This is a genomic window from Kibdelosporangium philippinense (assembly GCF_021390435.2).
GTDB lineage: Bacteria > Actinomycetota > Actinomycetes > Mycobacteriales > Pseudonocardiaceae > Kibdelosporangium > Kibdelosporangium philippinense.
On sequence record NZ_JAJVCN010000004.1, the window covers coordinates 1,969,868 to 1,989,757 of the forward strand.

A 19,890-nucleotide genomic window follows, 5' to 3' on the forward strand; every position below is an offset into this window, starting at 1 on the left:
GGACAGGCCGTTCCATACTGCATACAGTCTACAACGTGGACCTGTACGAGTATCAAGCCAAAGAGCTCTTCTCGAAGCACGGCGTCCCGGTCGGCTCCCAGCGAGTCGTCGCCAATCCAACGGACGCCGTCGCCGCCGCCCGGATTCTTGGCCTGCCCGTCGTGATCAAGGCGCAGGTCAAGGTGGGAGGGCGCGGCAAGGCCGGTGGTGTGAAACTTGCCCGCACCACCGACGAGGTGACCACGCACGCCGAGGCGATCCTTGGTTTGGACATCAAGGGCCACATCGTGCGCAAAGTCCTTGTGACACCGGCATCCGAGATCAGATGCGAGTACTACTTCTCGTTCCTGCTCGACCGTGCCAACAGGACGTTCCTCGCGCTGGCGTCCGCCGAGGGCGGCGTCGAGATCGAGGACAACGCGGACACGCTCGCGCGTATCCCGATCGACGCGATCGAAGGCGTGGATCTGGCCAAGGCCAAGCAGATCGCCGCTGAGGCGGGCATCCCGGAAGCGGCCGCGCCGATCATCGTTCAGCTGTGGAAGACCTTCGTGGCCGAAGAGGCGACGCTGGTCGAGGTCAACCCGCTGGTCAGTGACTCGGCCGGGGAGATCATGGCGCTGGACGGCAAGGTGACCCTCGACGACAACGCGGACTTCCGGCACCCGGAGCACGCCGACTTCGTCGACGCCGCAGCCGAGGATCCCTTGGAGGCCAAGGCGAAATCGAAAGGCCTCAACTATGTCAAACTCGACGGACAGGTCGGCGTCATCGGGAACGGCGCCGGGCTGGTTATGTCCACTCTGGACGTCGTCGCCTACGCGGGTGAGGCGTTCGGCGGGGTGAAACCCGCGAACTTCCTCGACATCGGCGGTGGCGCGTCGGCCGAGGTGATGGCCAACGGGCTGGAGATCATCCTGTCCGACCCGGACGTGCGCAGCGTGCTCGTCAACGTGTTCGGCGGGATCACCGCCTGCGACGCGGTGGCCAACGGCATCGTGCAGGCGCTGAAGTTCCTCGGCAAGGTCGACAAGCCGATCGTGGTCCGGCTGGACGGCAACAACGCCGAGGAAGGCCGCCGGATCCTGGAGGAAGCCGCGCTGCCGAGCGTCGTGCAGATCGAGACGATGGACGCTGCCGCCGAGCACGCGGCCAAGTTGGCAGGGGTATGACATGGCGATTTTCATCGACGAGAATTCCAAGGTCATCGTCCAGGGCATGACCGGCGCGGAAGGCCGTAAGCACACCGCGCGCATGCTCGCCGCGGGTACCAACATCGTTGGCGGCGTGACTCCGGGCAAGGGCGGCCAGTCTGTCGAGATCGGACAGAAGGAGCTGCCGGTCTACGACTCGGTCGGCAAAGCCATGGCCGACACCGGAGCCAACGCCACGGTCATCTTCGTGCCGCCGAAGTTCGCCAAAGGCGCTGTGGTGGAAGCGATCGACGCCGAGATCGGCCTCGCTGTCGTGATCACCGAGGGCATCCCGGTGCACGACTCCGCCTACTTCTGGGCGCACGCAGAAGCCAAGAGAGTCGCCAAGGGCACAGCGTCTAATTTTTCTGGGACCCGGATCATCGGCCCGAACTGCCCTGGCATCATTTCGCCAGGCAAGTCCAACGCGGGCATCATCCCCGCGGACATCACCACCGCGGGCCGGATCGGTCTCGTGTCCAAGTCCGGCACGCTGACCTACCAGCTGATGTACGAGCTGCGTGACATCGGGTTCTCCACGGCCATCGGTATCGGCGGCGACCCGGTCATCGGCACGACGCACATCGACGCCCTTGCCGCGTTCCAGGACGACCCCGAAACCGACCTGATCGTGATGATCGGCGAGATCGGTGGCGACGCGGAAGAGCGTGCGGCCGCGTTCATCAAGGAGAACGTGACCAAGCCCGTGGTCGGCTACGTCGCGGGTTTCACCGCGCCGGAAGGCAAGACCATGGGACACGCGGGCGCGATCGTGTCCGGCTCAGCCGGTACCGCCGCGGCCAAGAAGGAAGCCCTCGAAGCCGCTGGCGTGCGGGTCGGCAAGACCCCGAGCGAGACAGCGAAGCTGGCGCGCGAGGCGCTCTAAGACCGTCCTCGTGGGTGTGGTTGTGCCGAACCGCGCCCACGAGGGCACTCCATATCCCCTCGTGAGTGGTTATGCGTGTTAGAACACGCATAACCACTCACGAGGTATCGTCGCCGCTGATGAACGTGGTGACGGTGGTGGGTATTGGTGCTGAGGGGTGGGACGGCCTGACCGCCGTGGCCCAGCGAGCTCTGCGGGAGGCAGAGGTCCTGCTGGGCAGCGCACGCCAGCTTGACCTTGTCCCTGCCGAGGTCGCGGCGCGGCGGGTGGTGTGGCCCTCGCCCATGATGCCCGCGGTTCCCGGTTTGCTGGAGACATACCGGGACCGCGGGCTATGCGTACTGGCTAGCGGGGATCCGATGTTCTACGGCATCGGTTCCCGTCTCGGGCCGACCCGTGTGATCACCCACCCATCTTCGGTGTCGCTGGCATGCGCCCGGCTTGGCTGGGCGGTGCAGGACACCGAGGTGATCAGCGCGGTCGGCCGCCCAATCGAACTGCTCAACGCGGCAGTGCACCCGGGCCGACGTCTGATCGTGCTCAGCGCGAACGGCGAAACTCCTGGTCAAGTCGCCGAGCTGCTGACCAAACGCGGCTACGGCGCCAGCCTGATGACGGTTCTCGCGCAGCTGGGGGATGCTGCGGAGAACAAGGTCACGGCGACTGCCGAGCAGTGGCAAGGACCGTCGGACGCGTTGAACGTGATCGCGATCGAGTGTCACGGAAGCAAGCTCTTGCCCAACGTGCCGGGCTTGCCTGATGAGGCTTACGAAAGCGACGGTCAGCTTACGAAGCGTGAGGTTCGCGCGATCACGTTGTCCCGCTTGGCTCCTGTTCCCGGGCAACTGCTGTGGGACGTTGGCGGGGGAGCGGGCAGCATCGCGATCGAGTGGGCGCGTACGCATCCTTCGTGCCGCGCCATCACTGTTGAACGCGATCCCACACGTGCTGCCCGGATCACGCGCAATGCCGCGGAACTCGGGGTTCCGCGAATCCAGGTTGTCGAATCCGCGGCCCCGGTGGATGGGCTGGAGACGCCGGACGCGATCTTCATCGGCGGTGGGCTGACCGCGCCGGGCATGGTCGAGTGGGCGTGGGAGGCTTTGCGGCCCGGTGGACGGCTTGTGGTGAACGCGGTCACTGTGGAGTCGGAGGCTGTCATGGCACGATGGCACGCCCGGCTCGGCGGCGACCTGGTCCGGATCTCGGTCACCCGTGGCTCACCGGTGGGCGGGTTCACCGGATGGCGGCCGCTGATGCCGGTCACCATCTGGACCGTGAACAAGGAGTCGTTGTGACCGTGCACTTCATCGGCGCAGGCCCGGGCGCGGCCGACCTGATCACTGTGCGCGGCCAGCGGCTGATCGCGTCCTCGCCCGTGTGCCTGTACGCGGGCGCGTTGGTTCCGGCCGAGCTGCTGGAAATGTGCCCGCAGGACGCGCGGCTCGTGGACACAGCCAACTTGAACCTGGACGAGATCACGGCCGAGTTGGTCGACGCCCACGCCAAGGGCCTGGACGTGGCGCGGCTGCATTCCGGCGATCCGTCGGTTTACAGCGCTATGGCCGAGCAGATGCGTCGGCTCGATGCTGCCGGTGTGCCTTACGACGTCACGCCTGGGGTTCCTGCTTTCGCCGCGGCCGCGGCGACTTTGAAGCGTGAGCTGACTGTTCCTGGGCTCGGGCAAACGGTTGTGCTTACGCGGACTTCCGCTCGTGCGACTCCCATGCCTGAGGGTGAGGATCTTGGGACGCTTGGGCGTAGTCGTTCGACTATGGTTCTCCACCTTGCCGTGCAACGGGTCGACGAGGTTGTGGCGGAGTTGCTGCCCAATTACGGTCCAGAGTGTCCGGTCGCGGTTGTCGCCTATGCGAGCCGGGACAACGAGATTGTCCTGCGAGGCACGTTGTCCGACATCGCGGCCCAAGTCCACGCGGCCGGGATCAAACGGACAGCGGTGATCATCGTCGGTCAGGTGCTGTCGGCGACCGAGTTTCTGGACAGCCATCTGTATTCCGTCAATCGTGTGAGGCTTTCGTAAGACCTGACGGTCGTGGATCTCAGTAGGGTCAATGGCATGAAGATCAGTCGACGGTCCTTTTCGGCCATGGTGGCGTCCGGCGCGGCGGCGATGGCCGTCGGCGCCCCGGCTTCGGCATCTCCGGCACGCAACGGCAACGTCGTGCTGGTGCACGGCGCCTACGCTGACGGATCCTGCTGGGCCAAGGTGATTCCCTTGCTGCTGCACGCAGGAGTGGCCGTCACGGCGGTGCAGCATCCGCTCACGTCGCTGGCTGAGGGCGCCGCGGCCACGCGTCGCGCCCTCGACCTGCAGACCGGGCCGACTGTCCTGATGGGACACTCGTTCGGCGGGTCGGTGATCACCGAAGCCGGTGATCACCCGAATGTCAGTTCGCTGATCTACCTCTCGGCCCGTGCGCCGGAGGTCGGCGAGGACTATGGCGCCTTGGCTGCGAAGTTCCCGACTCCGCCTGCGAACGCTGGGTTGGTCTACAACAACGGTTTCGGCGGGTTGACTGAGCGGGCTTTCCTCAACGACTTCGCCAACGGTGTGCCCCGCAGCGAGGCCCGTGTCCTTTATGCCGCTCAGGGCCGGCTCGCGCAGACCCTGTTCGGGAATCGGACCACTGCCGCGGCATGGAAGGCCAAGCCCGCGCGGTACCTGATCACAACAGAGGACCGGACTACCAGTCCTGAGCTGCAGCGGTTCGTGGCCGAGCGAATGGGCGCGCAGATTTCCGAGGCGTCCACGGGTCACTTGTCGTTCATTGTCCGGCCGTCCCTGGTTGCCAGGCTGATCCTCGACGCGCTGCCATGATTCTTGTGCTCGGTGGGACCGGTGAAGCCCGGCGGCTCGCCGGGGAGCTGCCCGATGTGATCTCGTCGCTGGCGGGCCGGGTTCGTACGCCCCGACTGCCGCCGGGCGAGGTGCGTGTCGGCGGGTTTGGTGGTCCGGAAGGCCTGCGGAAATGGCTTCGGGACAACAAGATCGATGCCGTGATCGATGCCACCCATCCGTTCGCGGCTCGCATGACCGCGACCGCGGCGCGGGTGACTGCAGAGGAAGACCTGCCTTTCGTTGTGTTGCGGCGTCCAGGTTGGACTCAAGGGCCGGGCGATGACTGGCGCTGGGTGGACAGTGTTGCCTCTGCGGCGCTATCCCTGACGGCCGAGCGGGTCTTCCTTACCACAGGGCGTGAGGAGCTCTTCGAATTCGTCGGTCTCGGCAACTGGTTCTTGGCGCGCTCGGTTGAACCACCGGAACCTCCTGTGCCGCAACGGCTTCACGTTGTACTCGATCGTGGACCGTTCACTGTGGAGGGTGAGCTCGCGTTGATGCGTGAGCACAATATCCAGGCGCTGGTCACCAAGGACAGCGGCGGGGAGATGACCGCGGCGAAGTTGACCGCCGCGCGGGAACTGGGGATCCCGGTTGTCATCGTCCGCCGCCCGCCGCTTCCTGACGGTGTGGTTACGGTGTCCAGTGTGGACGAAGCCGTCAGCTGGGTTCGGGGTATCGGCGCGGTGTGAAGACTTGGCCGCTCTCGGTCAGCCGCGTCTGCGAGGAGCCGATCAGCAGCAGGCACCGCATGTCCACCTTGGACGGATCGAGGTCCGCCAGCCGGACGATCTCGATGGACTCAGTGGGATAGCCGACGTCCCGGCCGATCACCACCGGCGTCTCCGCCGACCGGTGTTCGAGTAGCAGGTCGCGGGCCGCCTCGACCTGCCAGGTCCGGGTCTTCGAGGCCGGGTTGTAGATCGCGAGCACGAGATCCGCCTTGGCCGCGGCGGAAAGCCGGGACGAGATGACGTCCCACGGCTTGAGCCTGTCGGACAAGGAAAGCACGCAATAATCGTGGCCGAGCGGCGCGCCGACCCTGCTGGCGACGGCGTTGGCCGCGGTCAGTCCAGGCAGGATCCTGACCGGGACGTCCGTGTACTCCTCGGCGACTTCCAGCACGGCGCTGGCCATCGCGAACACCCCGGGATCGCCTGACGAAACCACAGCAACCCGGGCGCCGTTACGCGCCAGGTCAAGGGCGAAAGCCGCCCGTTCGGCTTCGACCCGGTTGTCTGACAAGTGCCGTCGCTGACGTGGATTCGGTGGCACGCGGTCGATGTACGGCCCGTAGCCGACGAGATCCGTTGCTGTGGCGAGAGCATCTTGGGCTTCTGGCGTCAGCCATTCCCGCCCTGCCGGGCCGAGACCGACGACGACCACTTCACCTTCGACAGGCTTCTCCGCGGCAGTCGGTGTGACGGCCGCGGCCCGGCTCGACAGCAGGGCCACCGAGAAGTACGGGACCGTGGATGGATCGACCTCGGCGAGGGGCTCGATGCGCTGCTTGTCGGTGGTCGCGCGTTCGACGTACCAGGCCTCGTCAAGGCGTCCGGCCTCCTGCAACGCCGTCCGTACCTTGGTGAACGTCCGGCCCAGCTTCATGATCGCCGCGGAGTCCGTGGCTTTGAGCTTCTCGGTGAGCTTGTCGGCGTCGAGGGTGCCTGGCAGGACTGTGAGGGTTTCTTCCCGCTCGACCAACGGCCTGCCCAATTCGGCCGACGCCGCGCTGACCGACGTCACGCCCGGGACGACCTGCGTCGGGTACCGGTGGGCGAGGCGCTTGTGCAGGTGCATGTAGGAGCCGTAGAAGAACGGATCTCCTTCTGCCAGAACGACAACGTCACGACCCGCGTCTAGGTGCGCGGCGAGCCTTGCCGCGCATTCCTCGTAGAAGTCTTCGAGCGCACCGAGATACCCGCCGGGGTGATCGGTGGTTTCGGTGGTGATCGGGTACATCAGTGGCTCTTCGATCTGGCCCGCGTGCATGTAGTGCTTGGCGATCGAGCGGGCGATGCTGCGACCGTGCCGTGCACTGTGGAACGCGATGACGCCAGCCGATTCGATGAGCCGTGCCGCCTTGACGGTGATCAATTCCGGGTCGCCTGGGCCGAGCCCGACGCCCCACAAACGACCTGTCGGCGATGTCATTCTTCCTCACTCGCGATCGCGTTCAGGGCGGCCGCGGTCATGGCACTGCCACCGCGTCGCCCGTGAACCACCAGATACTCCAACCCAAGACTGTTGTCAGCCAACGCTTCCTTCGACTCGGCGGCGCCGACGAACCCGACTGGGATGCCCAGCACAGCTGCGGGCCGTGGCGCGCCGTCGGCGATCATGTCGAGCAGATGGAACAGCGCGGTCGGCGCGTTCCCAACCGCCACAACGGATTCCCCGAGGCGGTCTTTCAGGAGCTCGAAACCCGCGACGCTTCTGGTGTTGCCCATCTTGGCGGCGAGGTCCGGCACCCTTGGGTCGTTGAGCATGCACACGACCTCGTTGTCCGCAGGCAATCGCTTGCGCGTGACACCGGCCGCGACCATCTGGGCGTCACACAGAATCGGCGCCCCCGCTTGAAGTGCGGCGCGTGCCTTCGCGACAGCGTTGGGGGAGTAGGCGATGTCGGCGACGAGATCGACCATGCCGCACGCGTGGATCATCCGGACCGCGACCTTGGCGACGTCAGCAGGAAGGCCGCTGAGATCCGCCTCGGCACGGATGGTCGCGAAGGACTGGCGGTAGATTTCCGCGCCATCCCGCACGTACTCGGTCACTCGCTCCTCCGATAACCGTCGCCCGTGGCGATCATTTCGACCACGTGCCCTGCCGGTTTCCCGCACCGCCGGTCACATCCCGACCAGTGCACAGGAATCCTGTCTTTTCTTGTGGTAACCCACGCCGTCGCGTCCGCCCGCACGTCCGCCAACGCTTTCGCGCACCCCGGCCGCCCGGCGCAGGCGGTTACGCCGTGCCAAGGGGAGTCGGGGTCCGTGACGAGGTCGGTTTCGACGGCCGGAATCACGACGCTACGCCATGGCGTGAGCCGGACCCAGGGAGCAACGTCACACAGCTTCAGCGCCTGGGTCCGGGTGAGGCGGCCGAGCGGCACGGCGGCAACGGTCCGGTCGCCGAAGCGGCCGATCGGGTGGGTGGAGGCTGGCTTGATCTCGATGCGGCTGGGTCTGGTGTTGGTTGCCTGGGTGCTGTTCGGGGGCTCGCCAAGTTCAGTCGTGATTCGCTGAGCGGCATCCGGAGGTCCGGTCAGCTTCGCCGTGATCCTTTCGGCGCCATCCGGCACCTCGGCCAGCCGCCAGGCATCGCCCCTGATCCGCTGAAACTCCCGCGCCGCCGTGATCACCGCTTCAACCGGATTCGCCACCCGCAATCCAGTGTCTTTGCCCGCCAGCAACAAAGCATCGGCGTGCAGGCCGATATCGGCACCGAGGCCGCTGACATCGCCGCGGCCATCGTCCACAGTGACCAGAAACCGCCCAGGCAACGCGGCAAGCTCAGGCTCGGCACATAAAGCCCTGTCCACCTCATCGACAAGGTGTTGATCATCACCAAGCGGCGAAGCAATGATGTTGCGCACACGTTCATGCGACAACGACGGCAAAAGCCCCGCACCCCACAACCGGGACGCCAGCTCGACCTCAGCCCCCGCGGCCAACGCCCGAATCTGGATATTGGCCCGCGAGGTCAGCTCAAGACTGCCATCGCCCAAGTCGGCCGAGGCATCGGTCAACGCCCTGAGCTGGGCATTCGTCAACGTCCCACCGGGCACCCGGACCCTGGCGAGCCCACCATCCGCCGCCTGATGCACCGCGATCGCGCCAGGACAAGCGTCCGGGCGGGTGCGGTCAGGTTCAGCGGGCACGCGCCGGATGCTACTTGGGCGCGCCGCGTTGATAGGCCTCTCGGGTGAGGTGGCAACCGCTGCTGACGCTGAGCGTGGTGTTCTTGGCGGTGCCGAAGAGGAGTTCGGCGCCCCAGTCGTTGCCGAAGGTGACCTCGTGGTCGCCGGGGCGGTCGATGACCGCGCCATGCAGCTTGAAGCCGTGCTGGTTCGCGATCGACTCGACCAGTTTCACCGCCTCGCCCCACCTGGCGTCGGGCAGGTTGCCTGGTGAGTGGCCGGAGCTGTAGCGCCGCTTCTCGCCGTCAGCGCCGATGTCGTTGAACTCTCCGCACATCGATGCCCTGAAGAGCTCGTCGTTGGGCTGCCACGGCGTGATGCCGATCTTGGCGACCAGCTCGTCGCGGATGTTTCCGAGCATGCCGAGGTATTCCTCGTGGATCTGCTCGATGTCCGGCCGGTTGGCCAGTTGGGAATACTGGTCCGACGGTCCGCTGCACGCTCCCACCACGAGGACCGTGCAGAGGACCGCGAGCAGTCGGGTCACTTGGGCGTGCCGCGTTGGTGGGCCTCTTGGGTGAGGTGGCAGCCGGTGGTGATGCTGAGCGTGGTGTTCTTGGCGGTGCCGAAGAGCAGTTCGGCGCCCCAGTCGTTGCCGAAGGTGACCTCGTGGTCGCCGGGGCGGTCGACGACTGCGCCGTGCAGCTTGAAACCATGCTGGCCCACGATCGATTCGACCAGCTTGAGAGCATCAGCCCACTTGGCATCGGGCAGGTTTCCGGGTGAATGCCCTGAGCTGTACAGCCGGACCTCGCCGTCGCCGCCGACATCGTTGAACTCCGCCCCGCACAGCGAAGCCCTGCGGGGATTCTCGTCGGGCACCCAGGCCGTGATGCCGATCTCCGCGACGAGCTGGTCGCGGATCTGCTCGAGCATCCGCTCGTATTCACCGTTGATCTGCTCGATGTCCGGCCGCTTCGCCAGCTCGGTGAACTGCTCGTTCTTCGACGACGACATGGAACCACCTTTCGAATCACACGCGCCGACCAGCAGCAAGACCGTGCAGAAAAGACCAACTAGCCGCATCATTTCGTCCCTGGGAATGGCCATGTGAAGATGTCACCGACGCCTCTGCCGTCGTCGCGGACGACTCGGTCCTGCATTCCACCGACCACGACGCCAAGGTTGTATTGGCTGGTGCTCTTGTCGACCATGTACGCGCTGTGTCCCGTGGATTCGCTGAGGTGGCGGCCGTCCGGCAGAGTTGTTTCCTTGGCGGAAATGTGGTTCATGCCGTCCATGTGGCTTGGATCGCGGCCGAAGTACCCGAAGTCGCCGACCGCGTCGTTTTTCGCCTCGATGTAGAACGCGTTTCCGGTCGGCACATTGATCTTGTTGATGTCATCCGTGCCGAGGCCGGGGGAGCCGTAGAACACCGCGTTGTCGACGCCCGTGTTCTGCTGAAGCGCGAGTCCGGTTGTGGTCGAGCCATAGGAATGGCCGAGTGCTGTCATATGCGGATCGGTGGCACGTGACGCGTCGATCCCGTTCAGGAAAGGCGCCAGTTTCTTCGCGCCTTCCTTGGCGGAATGGTCGTCCAGCACGGTGTTGTCGTCGAAGACCACGCCGCCGAAACTCAGCTGAGGCGCCTGGTATCCGATCCACGTCACGGTGGCGACGCTACCGCCATCGCCGTAGCGCTTGAGCTCCTGCTCGGAACGGAGCCGGAGTTCTTCCATTTGCTTGTCGTATCCGCCGAGGCTGCCGTTGACCGTGGATGTCAGACCGGGGGTGAACACCGCGACGTGGTCGGCTGTGTCGATATTGCCGTTGGCGACGGCGGCTTCGGCCCGCTCGTTTGTCATGTTGAGCAACAGCAGTTGACGATCGCCCTTCGCCAACGTTTCCTCGATCTTGTTCAGCGAATCGAGCTTGGCGTTGACGTGCTCCAGTTCCGCGTCGGCATTCGTGAATGTGCCGCCGAACCAGTTGTCGTCCAGGTCTGCTTCCAGTTCACGCTTCCGAGCCTCGAGTTTCGCTCGTTCATCGTCCAGCCGGTTGCGGTTGGCCTCGTCGCGCGCCGAACCTGGCACGCCGTCGAGGTTGCCGATCCAGTCCGGATGCTGCTGGATGATCTGCTTGCGCTCGGCGTCCGACAGTGAGTCCCACCAACCCGCGTTGTCCCAAGGCGTTCCGTCCTTCGGCGGCTCCAGCGTGGACAGGCCACCCTGCTTTCCACCCGCGGCCGCGGCAGCCTGCAACGATGTCGCGCCCTGGTCGTCGACCTCGCCTTTCTCGGCGCGGGTCAGGATTGCCGCGAGGTCGTTGTCGATGTCTGTGCCGCGCCGGATCGCCTGCTCGACGCGGTCCGCCAACTCCGTCTGGACACGTTGGCGCTCGCGGAAATACTCGTCGATGTGCGCGGGGTCGTGGGCCGTTTCTGGCGCGTTGTCGACGATGCTGCCATCGTCTCGGATGACGAAATGGTGGTGTTGGGCGATGTCCTCGGTTTCTTTGACGGCGTGCCCAAGGGCTTCGACCGCGTCGGCCGCTTCGCCCATGCCCCGGCGGACCGCGGCTACCCCAGCCACTAGCCGTTCCATCCGGTTGTTGAGCTCTTCACGCTTCGCGCGTGCCTGGTCTGCCGATTGGCCGGTCCACCCGTGCGGGGTCCCGGTCGCGGCCAGTTCGTCGCTCAGGCCGATCAGTTCGTCGCAGCACCTGTTCAGGTCTCCGACTGACGTGTCCAACGGGCCCGACTGCCACTTGCGGATGTCTCCATACGATGGCATCGGCTATCCCATGCCTTGGAAGTCGGCTTTCGCCGCTTCTTCGTTCGCCGCGTAGTGGTCTGCCGCTTTCGTGAGGTTCTCGCCGTAGGTCTGCGCGTCCGTGCTCCAGGTTTTCACCTGATTCGTCCACGCCGTCGCCAACGAGGCCGCCGCCGGGCCTGAACGGCTGCCTGGCAGTGCCGGTCCGACGTCGTCGATGGCCGCCCCCAGCTGGACCTTCCCCGCTTGGGTCGCCGCGTCACCCGCAGCCGCGGACGCCTTCCGCAGCGAGTCGATCACGACCTCGTAGCCCACTTGTCGCCTCCAGTTGTCGCCGGACTCCTGTGAGGTTCGTGGCTCGTGTCCGGTTCCCCGCGTGACCTTACTGAGACGTAGCGCACGCGCTACCGGCCGGTGAAACTGGCCGACAGCGCGTGCGGGGGAGCTACTCGATCATTCCCACCAGTGGACTGCGAGGCCACCGGCGTTGGTGCGGACGAACGCGTACGGCTTGTGCGACGGGTCCGGCACGAGCGCCACCCCGAGCCCTCCGGCGATACCGCTGCCCACACTGCCCTGATTCGCCCAGTTCCAGGCGCGGCCGGTCCACCAGTGGACCCACAGGTTCCCGTCCCCAGCCCGGACGAACGCGTAGGGCCGCTGGTTGTCCACCGTCAACGCGCCCACTCCGTCGCTCACGCCGCCAGCGGGTGCGCCCTGGTTGGACCACGCCCATGCGCGGCCACTCCACCAGTTGAGCCACAGGTTTCCGTCGTGGCCGCGGACGAACGCGTATGGGCGTTCGGCACCACCAGACGAGTTCCTGACGCCGGTCGTTCCCACGCCCGCAGCGATGCCGCCGCCAGGCGCACCTTGGTTGGACCAGGACCAAGAGTTGCCCGACCACCAGTTCAGCCACAGGTTTCCGTCGCCGCCCCGCACGAACGCGTACGGGCGTTCCTGGCCCCCCGGGCTGTCCTTGACCGTCATGACGCCGACCGTGCCGATGATGCCGCCGCCGGGTGTGCCCTGGTTGGACCAGACATAGTGGCTGCCCGTCCAGGAGTTGAGCCACAGGTTTCCGTCGTTGCCACGGACGAACACGAACGGGCGTTCGTTCGCTGTGGGGCTGTCCCGAACCGTGATGGCGCCGATGCCCTCAGCGATTCCGCCTGCGGGCGCGCCGTGGTTGGTCCAGCTCGAGTTGCCGGTGACCGATGTGTTCCGCCAGAGGTTCCCGTCGCCACCGCGGACGAACGCGTACGCCAGGTGACCGCCGAAACCGTCTCCGTACCGGATGACACCGACGCTGCTGGCGACACCGGACGTGGGGGCGCCGAGAATGGACCAGACCCAGGAAGAGCCGGTCCACCAGTTCTTCCACAGGTTTCCGTCGGACCCGCGGACGAAGGTGTGTACCAGATTGTCCTGCCCGCCGGCCGGGGGCCGCATGGACACCGCGCCGACCCGCTCGGCCACGGTGGTGTTACCCGGCGTCCCTTGGTCCGCCCAATGCCAGGCGGCCAGTATCGAGGACTCGGCGTTCGATGTGCCGACTGCTCCGGCACCTAACGTCAGGGAAGCTAACACCAAGCTGGCGACTCGTCTGAGTCCACCGCGCATGTGCTTTCTCCTTGTTCGTGTTGTCGCTTGGCCATGATCGTGTCGGCTCATCGCGCACCGGCGCATCGTCGTGAGACGAGAAACGACGGCGGTGCACGGGAGGTGGTTTGTCACATGTGACAAGCAGGCCCAGTGCGAGCAGGTAGGGTCAGCTGGAACGACGAAGCAGCGAGGAAGCCGGTGCGAATCCGGCGCGGTCCCGCCACTGTTCACCGGGTCACCCGCCCGGGAGCCAGACACTCCTGCTCGCCGACCTGCGTCCCGGGGCGAGGACCCCGGGGGAGTGGAGTGACCCGCGTGATCCTGCTGCTGTCGACGTCCGACACCGACCTGTTGTCCGCGAGGGCCAGCGGCGCCGACTTCCGTCTCGGCAACCCGAGCCGGGTCGAGGTGGACGATCTTCCCGCCCTGGTAGACGGGGTCGACCTGGTCGTGGTCCGCATCCTCGGTGGCCGTCGCGCGTGGGAAGAGGGCCTTGATGCCCTGCTCGCGGGGCCACGTCCGGTGGTCGTGCTCGGTGGCGAGCAGCAGCCGGACGCCGAGCTGATGGAGCTTTCCACGGTTCCCGCAGGCGTTTGCGCGGAGGCGCATGCCTACCTGGCGCACGGTGGCCCGGAGAACCTGAGCGAGCTGTTCAACTTCCTGTCCGACACGGTTCTGTTGACAGGCCTTGGCTTCAACCAGCCCGTGCCCGCGCCTAACTGGGGCTTGCTTGAACGCTCGTCAGCGGGCACGGGCCCGGTCGTCGCGGTCCTGTACTACCGCGCGCACCACATGGCCGGGAACACGGCGTTCGTGCACACGTTGTGCGATGCGATCGAGGCTCAGGGCGGGCAGGCGATGCCCGTGTTCTGTTCGTCGCTCAGGACCGCCGAGCCGGAACTGCTGGCGACGCTCGGCAAGGCGGATGCCCTTGTCGTGACGGTGCTCGCGGCCGGTGGCACGAAGCCCGCCACGGCGTCGGCCGGTGGGGATGACGAAGCATGGGACGTTGGTGCCCTCGCCGCGTTGGATGTGCCGATCCTGCAAGGGCTTTGCCTGACGTCCAGCCGGGCGAGCTGGGACGAGAACGACGACGGGCTTTCTCCGCTTGACACCGCGACTCAGGTCGCGATCCCGGAGTTCGACGGCCGGATCATCACGGTTCCGTTCTCGTTCAAGGAGATCGACGAGGACGGGCTGACTGTTTACGTCGCCGACGAGGAGCGCGCCGCCCGCGTCGCGGGCATCGCGGTACGGCACGCGTCGCTGCGGCACATTCCGCCTGCCGAGCGTCGGATCGTGGTCATGCTGTCGGCGTATCCGACCAAGCACTCCCGCATCGGCAATGCCGTCGGCCTCGATACCCCGGCGAGTGTTGTCCGGTTGCTGACCGCGATGAAGGAACGTGGTTACGACGTTGGCGAGCTGCCTGGCGTCGCGAACCAGGACGGCGACGCGCTGATCCACGCGTTGATCGCGGCAGGTGGGCAGGATGCGGACTGGCTGACCGAGGAGCAGTTGACCGGCAACCCGATCCGTATCTCTGCCGCGAAGTACCGGGCTTCTTTTGCCAAGCTGCCGCAGGACGCGCGGGAGGCGATCGAGGAGCACTGGGGCGAGGCGCCCGGCGAGCTGTTCGTGGACCGTTCGTCCGATCCGGACGGTGAGATCGTCCTGGCTGCGTTGCAGGCCAACAACATTGTCGTGATGGTCCAGCCGCCACGCGGGTTCGGCGAGAACCCGATCGCGATCTACCACGACCCGGACCTGCCGCCGAGCCACCACTACCTGGCCGCATACCGTTGGCTGGCCGAGGAGTTCGGCGCGCACGCGATGGTGCACGTCGGCAAGCACGGCAACCTGGAGTGGCTGCCCGGCAAGACTGTCGGCATGTCCGCCGGATGTGGCCCGGACGCGGCACTCGGGGACATTCCGCTGATTTACCCGTTCCTAGTCAACGACCCTGGCGAGGGAACGCAGGCAAAACGCCGTACGCACGCCACTTTGGTCGATCACCTCGTGCCGCCGATGTCCCGTGCCGACAGTTACGGCGACATCGCGCGCTTGGAGCAGTTGCTCGACGAGCACGCGAACATCGCCGCGATGGACCCGGCGAAACTTCCGGCGATCCGCGCGCAGATCTGGACGCTGATCCAGGCCGCCAAGCTCGACCACGACCTCGGTCTCGACGACCGCCCGCACGACGCGGAATTCGACGACTTCCTGTTGCATGTGGACGGCTGGTTGTGCGAGGTCAAGGACGTCCAGATCCGCGACGGCCTGCACATTCTCGGCGTCGCACCGGAAGGCGAAGCACGCGTCAACCTGGTGCTCGCGATGTTGCAGGCACGGCAGATGTGGGGCGGTCAGGCTGACGCTTTGCCCGGTCTGCGTGAAGCTCTCGGGTTGTCCGAAAAGGACTCTGACCGGACCGCGACGGACACTGTGGAAGCCACCGCGCGCGCTTTGGTCGAGGGTATGGAGAACGCGTCCTGGAACGTGGACGCGGTACCGGGCGTTGTGTCCTCAGTGCTTGGTCGTTCCGATGATGTCGTCGCCAAGATCATGGTGTTCGCGGCTGCTGAGGTCGTGCCTCGGTTGGCTCGTACGACCGACGAGCTCGACCATGTCCTGCATGCCTTGGATGGCGGCTACATTCCTGCTGGGCCAAGCGGCTCGCCGCTGCGCGGCTTGATCAACGTACTGCCCACCGGGCGTAACTTCTACTCGGTCGACCCGAAGGCTGTGCCGTCTCGTCTGGCTTGGGAGACCGGTCAGGCGATGGCTGACTCGCTGCTGAACCGGTATCGCCAGGACACTGGGGAATGGCCGCCGTCGGTTGGGCTTTCGGTGTGGGGCACGTCCGCGATGCGGACCGCGGGCGACGACATCGCGGAAGTGCTTGCGCTTGTTGGTGTCCGTCCACTGTGGGATGACCAGTCCCGGCGTGTTTCCGGCCTTGAAGTGATTCCGCTTGACGAGTTGGGGCGCCCGCGTATTGACGTGACCGTGCGCATCAGCGGCTTCTTCCGCGACGCCTTCCCGCATGTGGTGGCTTTGCTTGACGACGCTGTGCAAATGGTTGCGGCCCTTGATGAGCCAGCCGACCAGAACTTCCTCAAGGCGCATGTGGACGCTGATCGTGACGATCACGGTGACGCGCGGCGGGCCACGATGCGGATCTTCGGCTCGAAGCCAGGTGCTTATGGCGCGGGCATTCTGCCGTTGATCGACAGTCGCAACTGGCGTGACGACGCGGACCTTGCTGAGGTCTACGCGGTGTGGGGCGGCTACGCCTACGGGCGCGGCCTCGACGGAGTCCAGGCGCGCCAGGACATGGAGACGTCGTACAAGCGAATTGCCGTGGCCGCCAAAAACATTGACACCCGCGAACACGACATCGCCGACTCAGACGACTATTTCCAGTATCACGGCGGAATGATCGCGACCGTCCGCGCGCTCACCGGCAAGGCGCCCGCCGCTTATGTCGGCGACAGCACGCGCCCGGACGCCGTGCGCACGCGAACGCTGAACGAGGAGACCACACGGATCTTCCGTGCTCGCGTGGTGAACCCGCGTTGGTTGGCGGCTATGCGTAAGCACGGCTACAAGGGCGCTTTCGAGCTCGCGGCCACTGTGGACTATCTGTTCGGATACGACGCCACCACGGGTGTCGTGGCCGACTGGATGTACGAGCAGCTCGCAGCGTCCTATGTGCTCGATCCAGAGAACCAGAAGTTCCTTGCTGAGGCCAATCCCTGGGCGCTGCACGGGATTTCCGAGCGGCTGTTGGAAGCGGCCGACCGTGGCATGTGGGAGCACCCCGAGCAGAGCACCCTCGATGCCCTGCGCGCGGTGTACCTCGCAACCGAAGGCGACCTGGAAGGCGGCTCCTGAACAGACTCGTGAGTGGTTAGCCGTGTTCTAACCCTGCTAACCACTCACGAGGGACGGGTGTAGCGGTGTTTGACGCCGACCGGGAAGTATTCCGGGTCACCGGCCGGGCGCAGGACCACCTCCGGTAGCTGCCGCTCGGCCGGGACGTAGTTGGCGAACTCGCTGTTCAACCGGCGCAGCTGGGCCAGGATCTCGTCAGCGATCCTGGCCGCGTCACCCTGCTGGCCCGGTGCGAGTTCGACCGTGATCCGCAGGCGCCGGTCACGGTCATCGTCCTCATAGGTCTCAAGGACGAACTTCCCGGTGACCCAGTCGCTGATCTCCGGCTGTTCCAAGCCGACGGTCACATTCTCGGGATAGATGTTCGCGCCGAAATACGAAACAGTGAACAACGACCGCCCGAACACGAAAACAAACGGTAGGTCGGGCCCGTCTGTCGGCGTGAACCCGTTGTCGTCGCAGAATTCCAGCATCTGCTCATGCGTGATCACGCCGCCCTCATCGGCGATGTGATAGCGGATCAACGGAACCCCGTTGTCCCCGGAGAACAGCAAGGTTCCATTGTGGACCTCGAAGAAACGGCTGCGCGGGTCGTATTGGAGGAGAGATGGCAGCCGTGAGTCACCGAAGAGCTCTCTGGCGAGATCTGGCCGGGTGGCGAGAAAACGCCGGATCGACACCGACTTCGAGGTCTCGTTGCCAAGCACGCCCGCGTCCGCGGTGCCGTACAACGACACCATCCCGCTGACCGGATCCCGCACGCCTGCCCTTGACGCGACCAGATCGCGCCACTCCTCGCTGAACACCTCACCCGCGAAGACCATCTTGATGTCGTAGGAAGCCCAGCCTGATCCGGAGTCGACGACATCCTTGACGAACGGTGGGTACCCAAGCAGCACGACCTGGTCGAAGTGCGGTGCCAGTTCGGGCAGCACGCGCAGGATCTCGGCCTTGTTGTTGCCAGGGGCCACGGACGTGATCGGGAATCCCTGGTTGGACAGGTGTCGTACGCAGGCGAGGGTGAACAGCCCGCCGACCCACGTGCCCAAAGGAAAGCAGATCACGGCAAGGGTGGTCTTGGTGTCGGCCTCGAATGCCCGGAACACCTGCTCGAAGCGTTGGGTGATGTGCAGCTCGTCGCTGACCGACCGTGGCCAGATCGTCGGCGTGCCCGACGACCCTGACGATACGGAGATCATGTCCCCGATCCGCCCATCCCGGCACAATTCAGCCAGCGGATACCGGCTCTGGTAGTTCTTCTTCGAGGTCAAGGGCAGCTGCTGAAAATCCTCAAAGGACCGCACCGACTCCGGACCGACCCCGTGCTCGGCAAGGAACTTGGGATACGCCGGTACAGAAGCGACAACATCCCGGAACAGCGAGAGCACATCATCCATGCCTCCGATTGTGCACGCCGTGTCCACCGTTCCAGAACACCGTGTCCACCGTTCCTGAAGGCCGTGTCGACCGTTCCGGCACACCGTGTCCACCGTTGCTTGCGGCTGTGTCCGCCTTTGCTGACGGGTGTTGACCGTTGCTTGCTGGTTTTTCTTGCTTTCCAGCGTGGCGCTCCGCGCTTCGGGGCTTTCACTTCGGCGCATCTTTCATTGCACCGCGCTGGGCGCGTGTCCACCATTCCTTCATGGTGAGTCAAACTGCTCGACTCGCTTCCAGCTCTGCTAGGGCGTGTTTCGAATGTCCCGGTCGATGAGAGGCAGGATCGGGGTGGTTCCTGGCGACGCCGCGGTGACGCCGCGAATACTGGTTGTCTTTGGGCGTTGCCGCGGTGGCGTCAGGGGCCGCATCCGGCCTGGCTATCGCGATCGGGCATTTGAAACACGCCCTAGTCGCCGTTGTTCGTCGCTCGCGTGTTCAACTCACCACAAGGAATGGTGGACATGCGGGAGGCTAGGCCGTCTAGTAGGGCTTGTAGGCCTTGCTCGAAGAGGTTGTCGAGTATCAGGTCGTATCCTTCCGCGTTGAGCGTCGCCAGCATCTTGCTGAACGTGGGGAAGCGGCCCATTGCCGTGATCGCGTTCAGTGCGCCTTCCGTGCTGTCCATCCAGTCCTCATCGGACATTCCGGACGTGCTGAAGGCTTGCTGCTCACGCTCCAAGTGCACCGCGATGCCCTGGGTGTAGCTGAAGATCAGCACGGTTATGTCGAGCATTTCGGCCGCGGTGAGTCCAAGTGCTTCCAAGGGTACGAGCATCCACTCGGAATGTGCGGTCAGATTGGGCAATGGCAGGGGGCGGGTGATGGGCCCCAGCTGAGCGAGCCAAGGGTGTCGTTTGAACAGGGACCACAGGGTTCGCGCGGCGAGTTCCAGACGGGGACGCCAGGCCAGTGACCCTTTGGAGGGGTAACCACGTTCACCGAACGCGGCATCGGCCATCAGGATGACGAGCTCGTCCTTGCCTTTCACGTGTCGGTACGGCGCCATCGTGGCCACGCCGAGCCTGGCGGTCACGCTGCGCATGGATACCGCGGCCAGGCCCTCGGCGTCGGCGATGTCGATGGCCGCGCGCACGAGCCGGTCGCGCGTGAGGTCGTGCTGACGGGACCATTTCGGCGCCTTCACGTTCTTGGAACCGGCGACCACGAAACCGGACCGGGGCTCGGCATTGATCAGGCCTTCCTGCGCCACCACAGTCAGGGCTTTGGCCGCCGTGGCGGTCGCGACGCCCCACGTGGCGGCGAGTTTGCGGACCGACGGGACCTTCGCGCCGGGTACCAGTTCGCCTGCGGCGATCTGCCGCTTGAGTTCGGCGGCTATGTCCAGGTAGCGGGGCATCCCGGGGCCTTCCTGTGCTAGTACA

The 19,890-nt window shown here is 65.6% G+C and carries 17 protein-coding genes and 1 riboswitch; of the genes, 7 read left to right on the top strand and 10 right to left on the bottom strand.

Going from position 1 to position 19,890, the window contains the following annotated elements; all coding sequences use genetic code 11:
* The first annotated feature begins 35 nt into the window (after nt 1–35).
* The 6 genes from sucC to LWC34_RS52280 all read left to right on the top strand — a co-directional run bounded on the left by sucC (nt 36) and on the right by LWC34_RS52280 (nt 5,631).
* The gene (gene sucC / locus LWC34_RS52255; protein WP_233733779.1) at nt 36–1,172 is read left to right on the top strand and encodes an ADP-forming succinate--CoA ligase subunit beta; all 1,137 of its coding nucleotides are present in this window, start codon (nt 36–38) and stop codon (nt 1,170–1,172) included.
* A gap of 1 nt (nt 1,173) precedes the next feature.
* Nucleotides 1,174–2,079 (top strand): succinate--CoA ligase subunit alpha, encoded by a 906-nt coding sequence (sucD, locus tag LWC34_RS52260; RefSeq protein WP_233733780.1) that lies wholly within the window; start codon nt 1,174–1,176, stop codon nt 2,077–2,079.
* A 119-nt stretch (nt 2,080–2,198) separates the two neighbouring features.
* Nucleotides 2,199–3,377, top strand: a complete 1,179-nt coding sequence (gene cbiE, locus LWC34_RS52265) for a precorrin-6y C5,15-methyltransferase (decarboxylating) subunit CbiE (RefSeq protein WP_233733781.1) — start codon at nt 2,199–2,201, stop codon at nt 3,375–3,377.
* Nucleotides 3,374–4,120 (top strand): precorrin-4 C(11)-methyltransferase, encoded by a 747-nt coding sequence (gene cobM, locus LWC34_RS52270; RefSeq protein WP_233733782.1) that lies wholly within the window; start codon nt 3,374–3,376, stop codon nt 4,118–4,120. The genes cbiE and cobM overlap by 4 nt, the downstream gene beginning before the upstream one ends.
* Before the next feature lie 36 nt (nt 4,121–4,156).
* Entirely contained in the window at nt 4,157–4,918 is a 762-nt protein-coding gene (locus LWC34_RS52275) for an alpha/beta fold hydrolase (protein WP_233733784.1), read from the top strand.
* A complete protein-coding gene (locus LWC34_RS52280; RefSeq protein WP_233733786.1) occupies nt 4,915–5,631 on the top strand; it encodes a cobalt-precorrin-6A reductase in 717 nt (238 codons plus the stop codon). The genes LWC34_RS52275 and LWC34_RS52280 overlap by 4 nt, the downstream gene beginning before the upstream one ends.
* Here the strand turns inward: LWC34_RS52280 and LWC34_RS52285 are convergent.
* From LWC34_RS52285 to LWC34_RS52320, 8 genes are all read right to left on the bottom strand, one after another.
* On the bottom strand, nt 5,600–7,093 hold the full coding sequence (locus LWC34_RS52285; RefSeq protein ID WP_233733791.1) for a precorrin-2 C(20)-methyltransferase: 1,494 nt from the start codon (nt 7,091–7,093) through the stop codon (nt 5,600–5,602). The genes LWC34_RS52280 and LWC34_RS52285 overlap by 32 nt on opposite strands.
* A complete protein-coding gene (locus tag LWC34_RS52290; RefSeq protein ID WP_233733792.1) occupies nt 7,090–7,716 on the bottom strand; it encodes a precorrin-8X methylmutase in 627 nt (208 codons plus the stop codon). Before LWC34_RS52290 ends, LWC34_RS52285 begins: the two co-directional genes overlap by 4 nt.
* Nucleotides 7,713–8,819 carry a ferredoxin-like domain-containing protein gene (locus LWC34_RS52295; RefSeq protein WP_233733793.1) on the bottom strand — a complete coding sequence of 369 codons (1,107 nt, stop codon included), beginning with the start codon at nt 8,817–8,819 and terminating at the stop codon, nt 7,713–7,715. The genes LWC34_RS52290 and LWC34_RS52295 overlap by 4 nt, the downstream gene beginning before the upstream one ends.
* Nucleotides 8,820–8,829: 10 nt before the next feature.
* Nucleotides 8,830–9,345 carry an LppA family lipoprotein gene (locus LWC34_RS52300; RefSeq protein WP_233733794.1) on the bottom strand — a complete coding sequence of 172 codons (516 nt, stop codon included), beginning with the start codon at nt 9,343–9,345 and terminating at the stop codon, nt 8,830–8,832.
* Nucleotides 9,342–9,815 carry an LppA family lipoprotein gene (locus LWC34_RS52305; RefSeq protein ID WP_233733795.1) on the bottom strand — a complete coding sequence of 158 codons (474 nt, stop codon included), beginning with the start codon at nt 9,813–9,815 and terminating at the stop codon, nt 9,342–9,344. The genes LWC34_RS52300 and LWC34_RS52305 overlap by 4 nt, the downstream gene beginning before the upstream one ends.
* A 68-nt stretch (nt 9,816–9,883) precedes the next feature.
* On the bottom strand, nt 9,884–11,590 hold the full coding sequence (locus LWC34_RS52310) for an alpha/beta hydrolase (RefSeq protein ID WP_233733796.1): 1,707 nt from the start codon (nt 11,588–11,590) through the stop codon (nt 9,884–9,886).
* 3 nt (nt 11,591–11,593) lie between these two features.
* Entirely contained in the window at nt 11,594–11,884 is a 291-nt protein-coding gene (locus LWC34_RS52315) for a type VII secretion target (RefSeq protein ID WP_233733797.1), read from the bottom strand.
* Between the two features lie 138 nt (nt 11,885–12,022).
* Nucleotides 12,023–13,192, bottom strand: coding sequence for a DUF8189 domain-containing protein (locus LWC34_RS52320; protein WP_233733798.1), 1,170 nt, complete (start codon nt 13,190–13,192; stop codon nt 12,023–12,025).
* A gap of 125 nt (nt 13,193–13,317) precedes the next feature.
* Nucleotides 13,318–13,450: riboswitch (cobalamin riboswitch) on the top strand.
* Nucleotides 13,451–13,489: 39 nt separating this feature from the next.
* On the opposite strand from LWC34_RS52320, the gene cobN reads away from it, so the two are divergent.
* Nucleotides 13,490–17,071: a cobaltochelatase subunit CobN gene (gene cobN / locus LWC34_RS52325; RefSeq protein WP_233734194.1), complete on the top strand. Its 3,582-nt coding sequence runs from the start codon at nt 13,490–13,492 to the stop codon at nt 17,069–17,071.
* A gap of 44 nt (nt 17,072–17,115) precedes the next feature.
* On the opposite strand, the gene LWC34_RS52330 is transcribed toward cobN, so the two are convergent.
* Together LWC34_RS52330 and LWC34_RS52335 are read right to left on the bottom strand one after the other, a co-directional pair.
* Nucleotides 17,116–18,468, bottom strand: a complete 1,353-nt coding sequence (locus LWC34_RS52330) for a phenylacetate--CoA ligase family protein (RefSeq protein WP_233733800.1) — start codon at nt 18,466–18,468, stop codon at nt 17,116–17,118.
* Nucleotides 18,469–18,914: 446 nt separating this feature from the next.
* Nucleotides 18,915–19,865, bottom strand: a complete 951-nt coding sequence (locus LWC34_RS52335) for a TetR/AcrR family transcriptional regulator (protein ID WP_233733802.1) — start codon at nt 19,863–19,865, stop codon at nt 18,915–18,917.
* Nucleotides 19,866–19,890: the final 25 nt, after the last annotated feature.

Coding starts and splice junctions, on each gene's coding strand:
- LWC34_RS52335 (WP_233733802.1), bottom strand. CDS start 19,865: ATGCCCCGCTACCTGGACATAGCCGCCGAACTCAAGCGGCAGATCGCC.
- sucD (WP_233733780.1), top strand. CDS start 1,174: ATGGCGATTTTCATCGACGAGAATTCCAAGGTCATCGTCCAGGGCATG.
- LWC34_RS52285 (WP_233733791.1), bottom strand. CDS start 7,093: ATGACATCGCCGACAGGTCGTTTGTGGGGCGTCGGGCTCGGCCCAGGC.
- LWC34_RS52280 (WP_233733786.1), top strand. CDS start 4,915: ATGATTCTTGTGCTCGGTGGGACCGGTGAAGCCCGGCGGCTCGCCGGG.
- cbiE (WP_233733781.1), top strand. CDS start 2,199: ATGAACGTGGTGACGGTGGTGGGTATTGGTGCTGAGGGGTGGGACGGC.
- LWC34_RS52310 (WP_233733796.1), bottom strand. CDS start 11,590: ATGCCATCGTATGGAGACATCCGCAAGTGGCAGTCGGGCCCGTTGGAC.
- LWC34_RS52275 (WP_233733784.1), top strand. CDS start 4,157: ATGAAGATCAGTCGACGGTCCTTTTCGGCCATGGTGGCGTCCGGCGCG.
- LWC34_RS52330 (WP_233733800.1), bottom strand. CDS start 18,468: ATGGATGATGTGCTCTCGCTGTTCCGGGATGTTGTCGCTTCTGTACCG.
- LWC34_RS52305 (WP_233733795.1), bottom strand. CDS start 9,815: ATGTCGTCGTCGAAGAACGAGCAGTTCACCGAGCTGGCGAAGCGGCCG.
- LWC34_RS52320 (WP_233733798.1), bottom strand. CDS start 13,192: ATGCGCGGTGGACTCAGACGAGTCGCCAGCTTGGTGTTAGCTTCCCTG.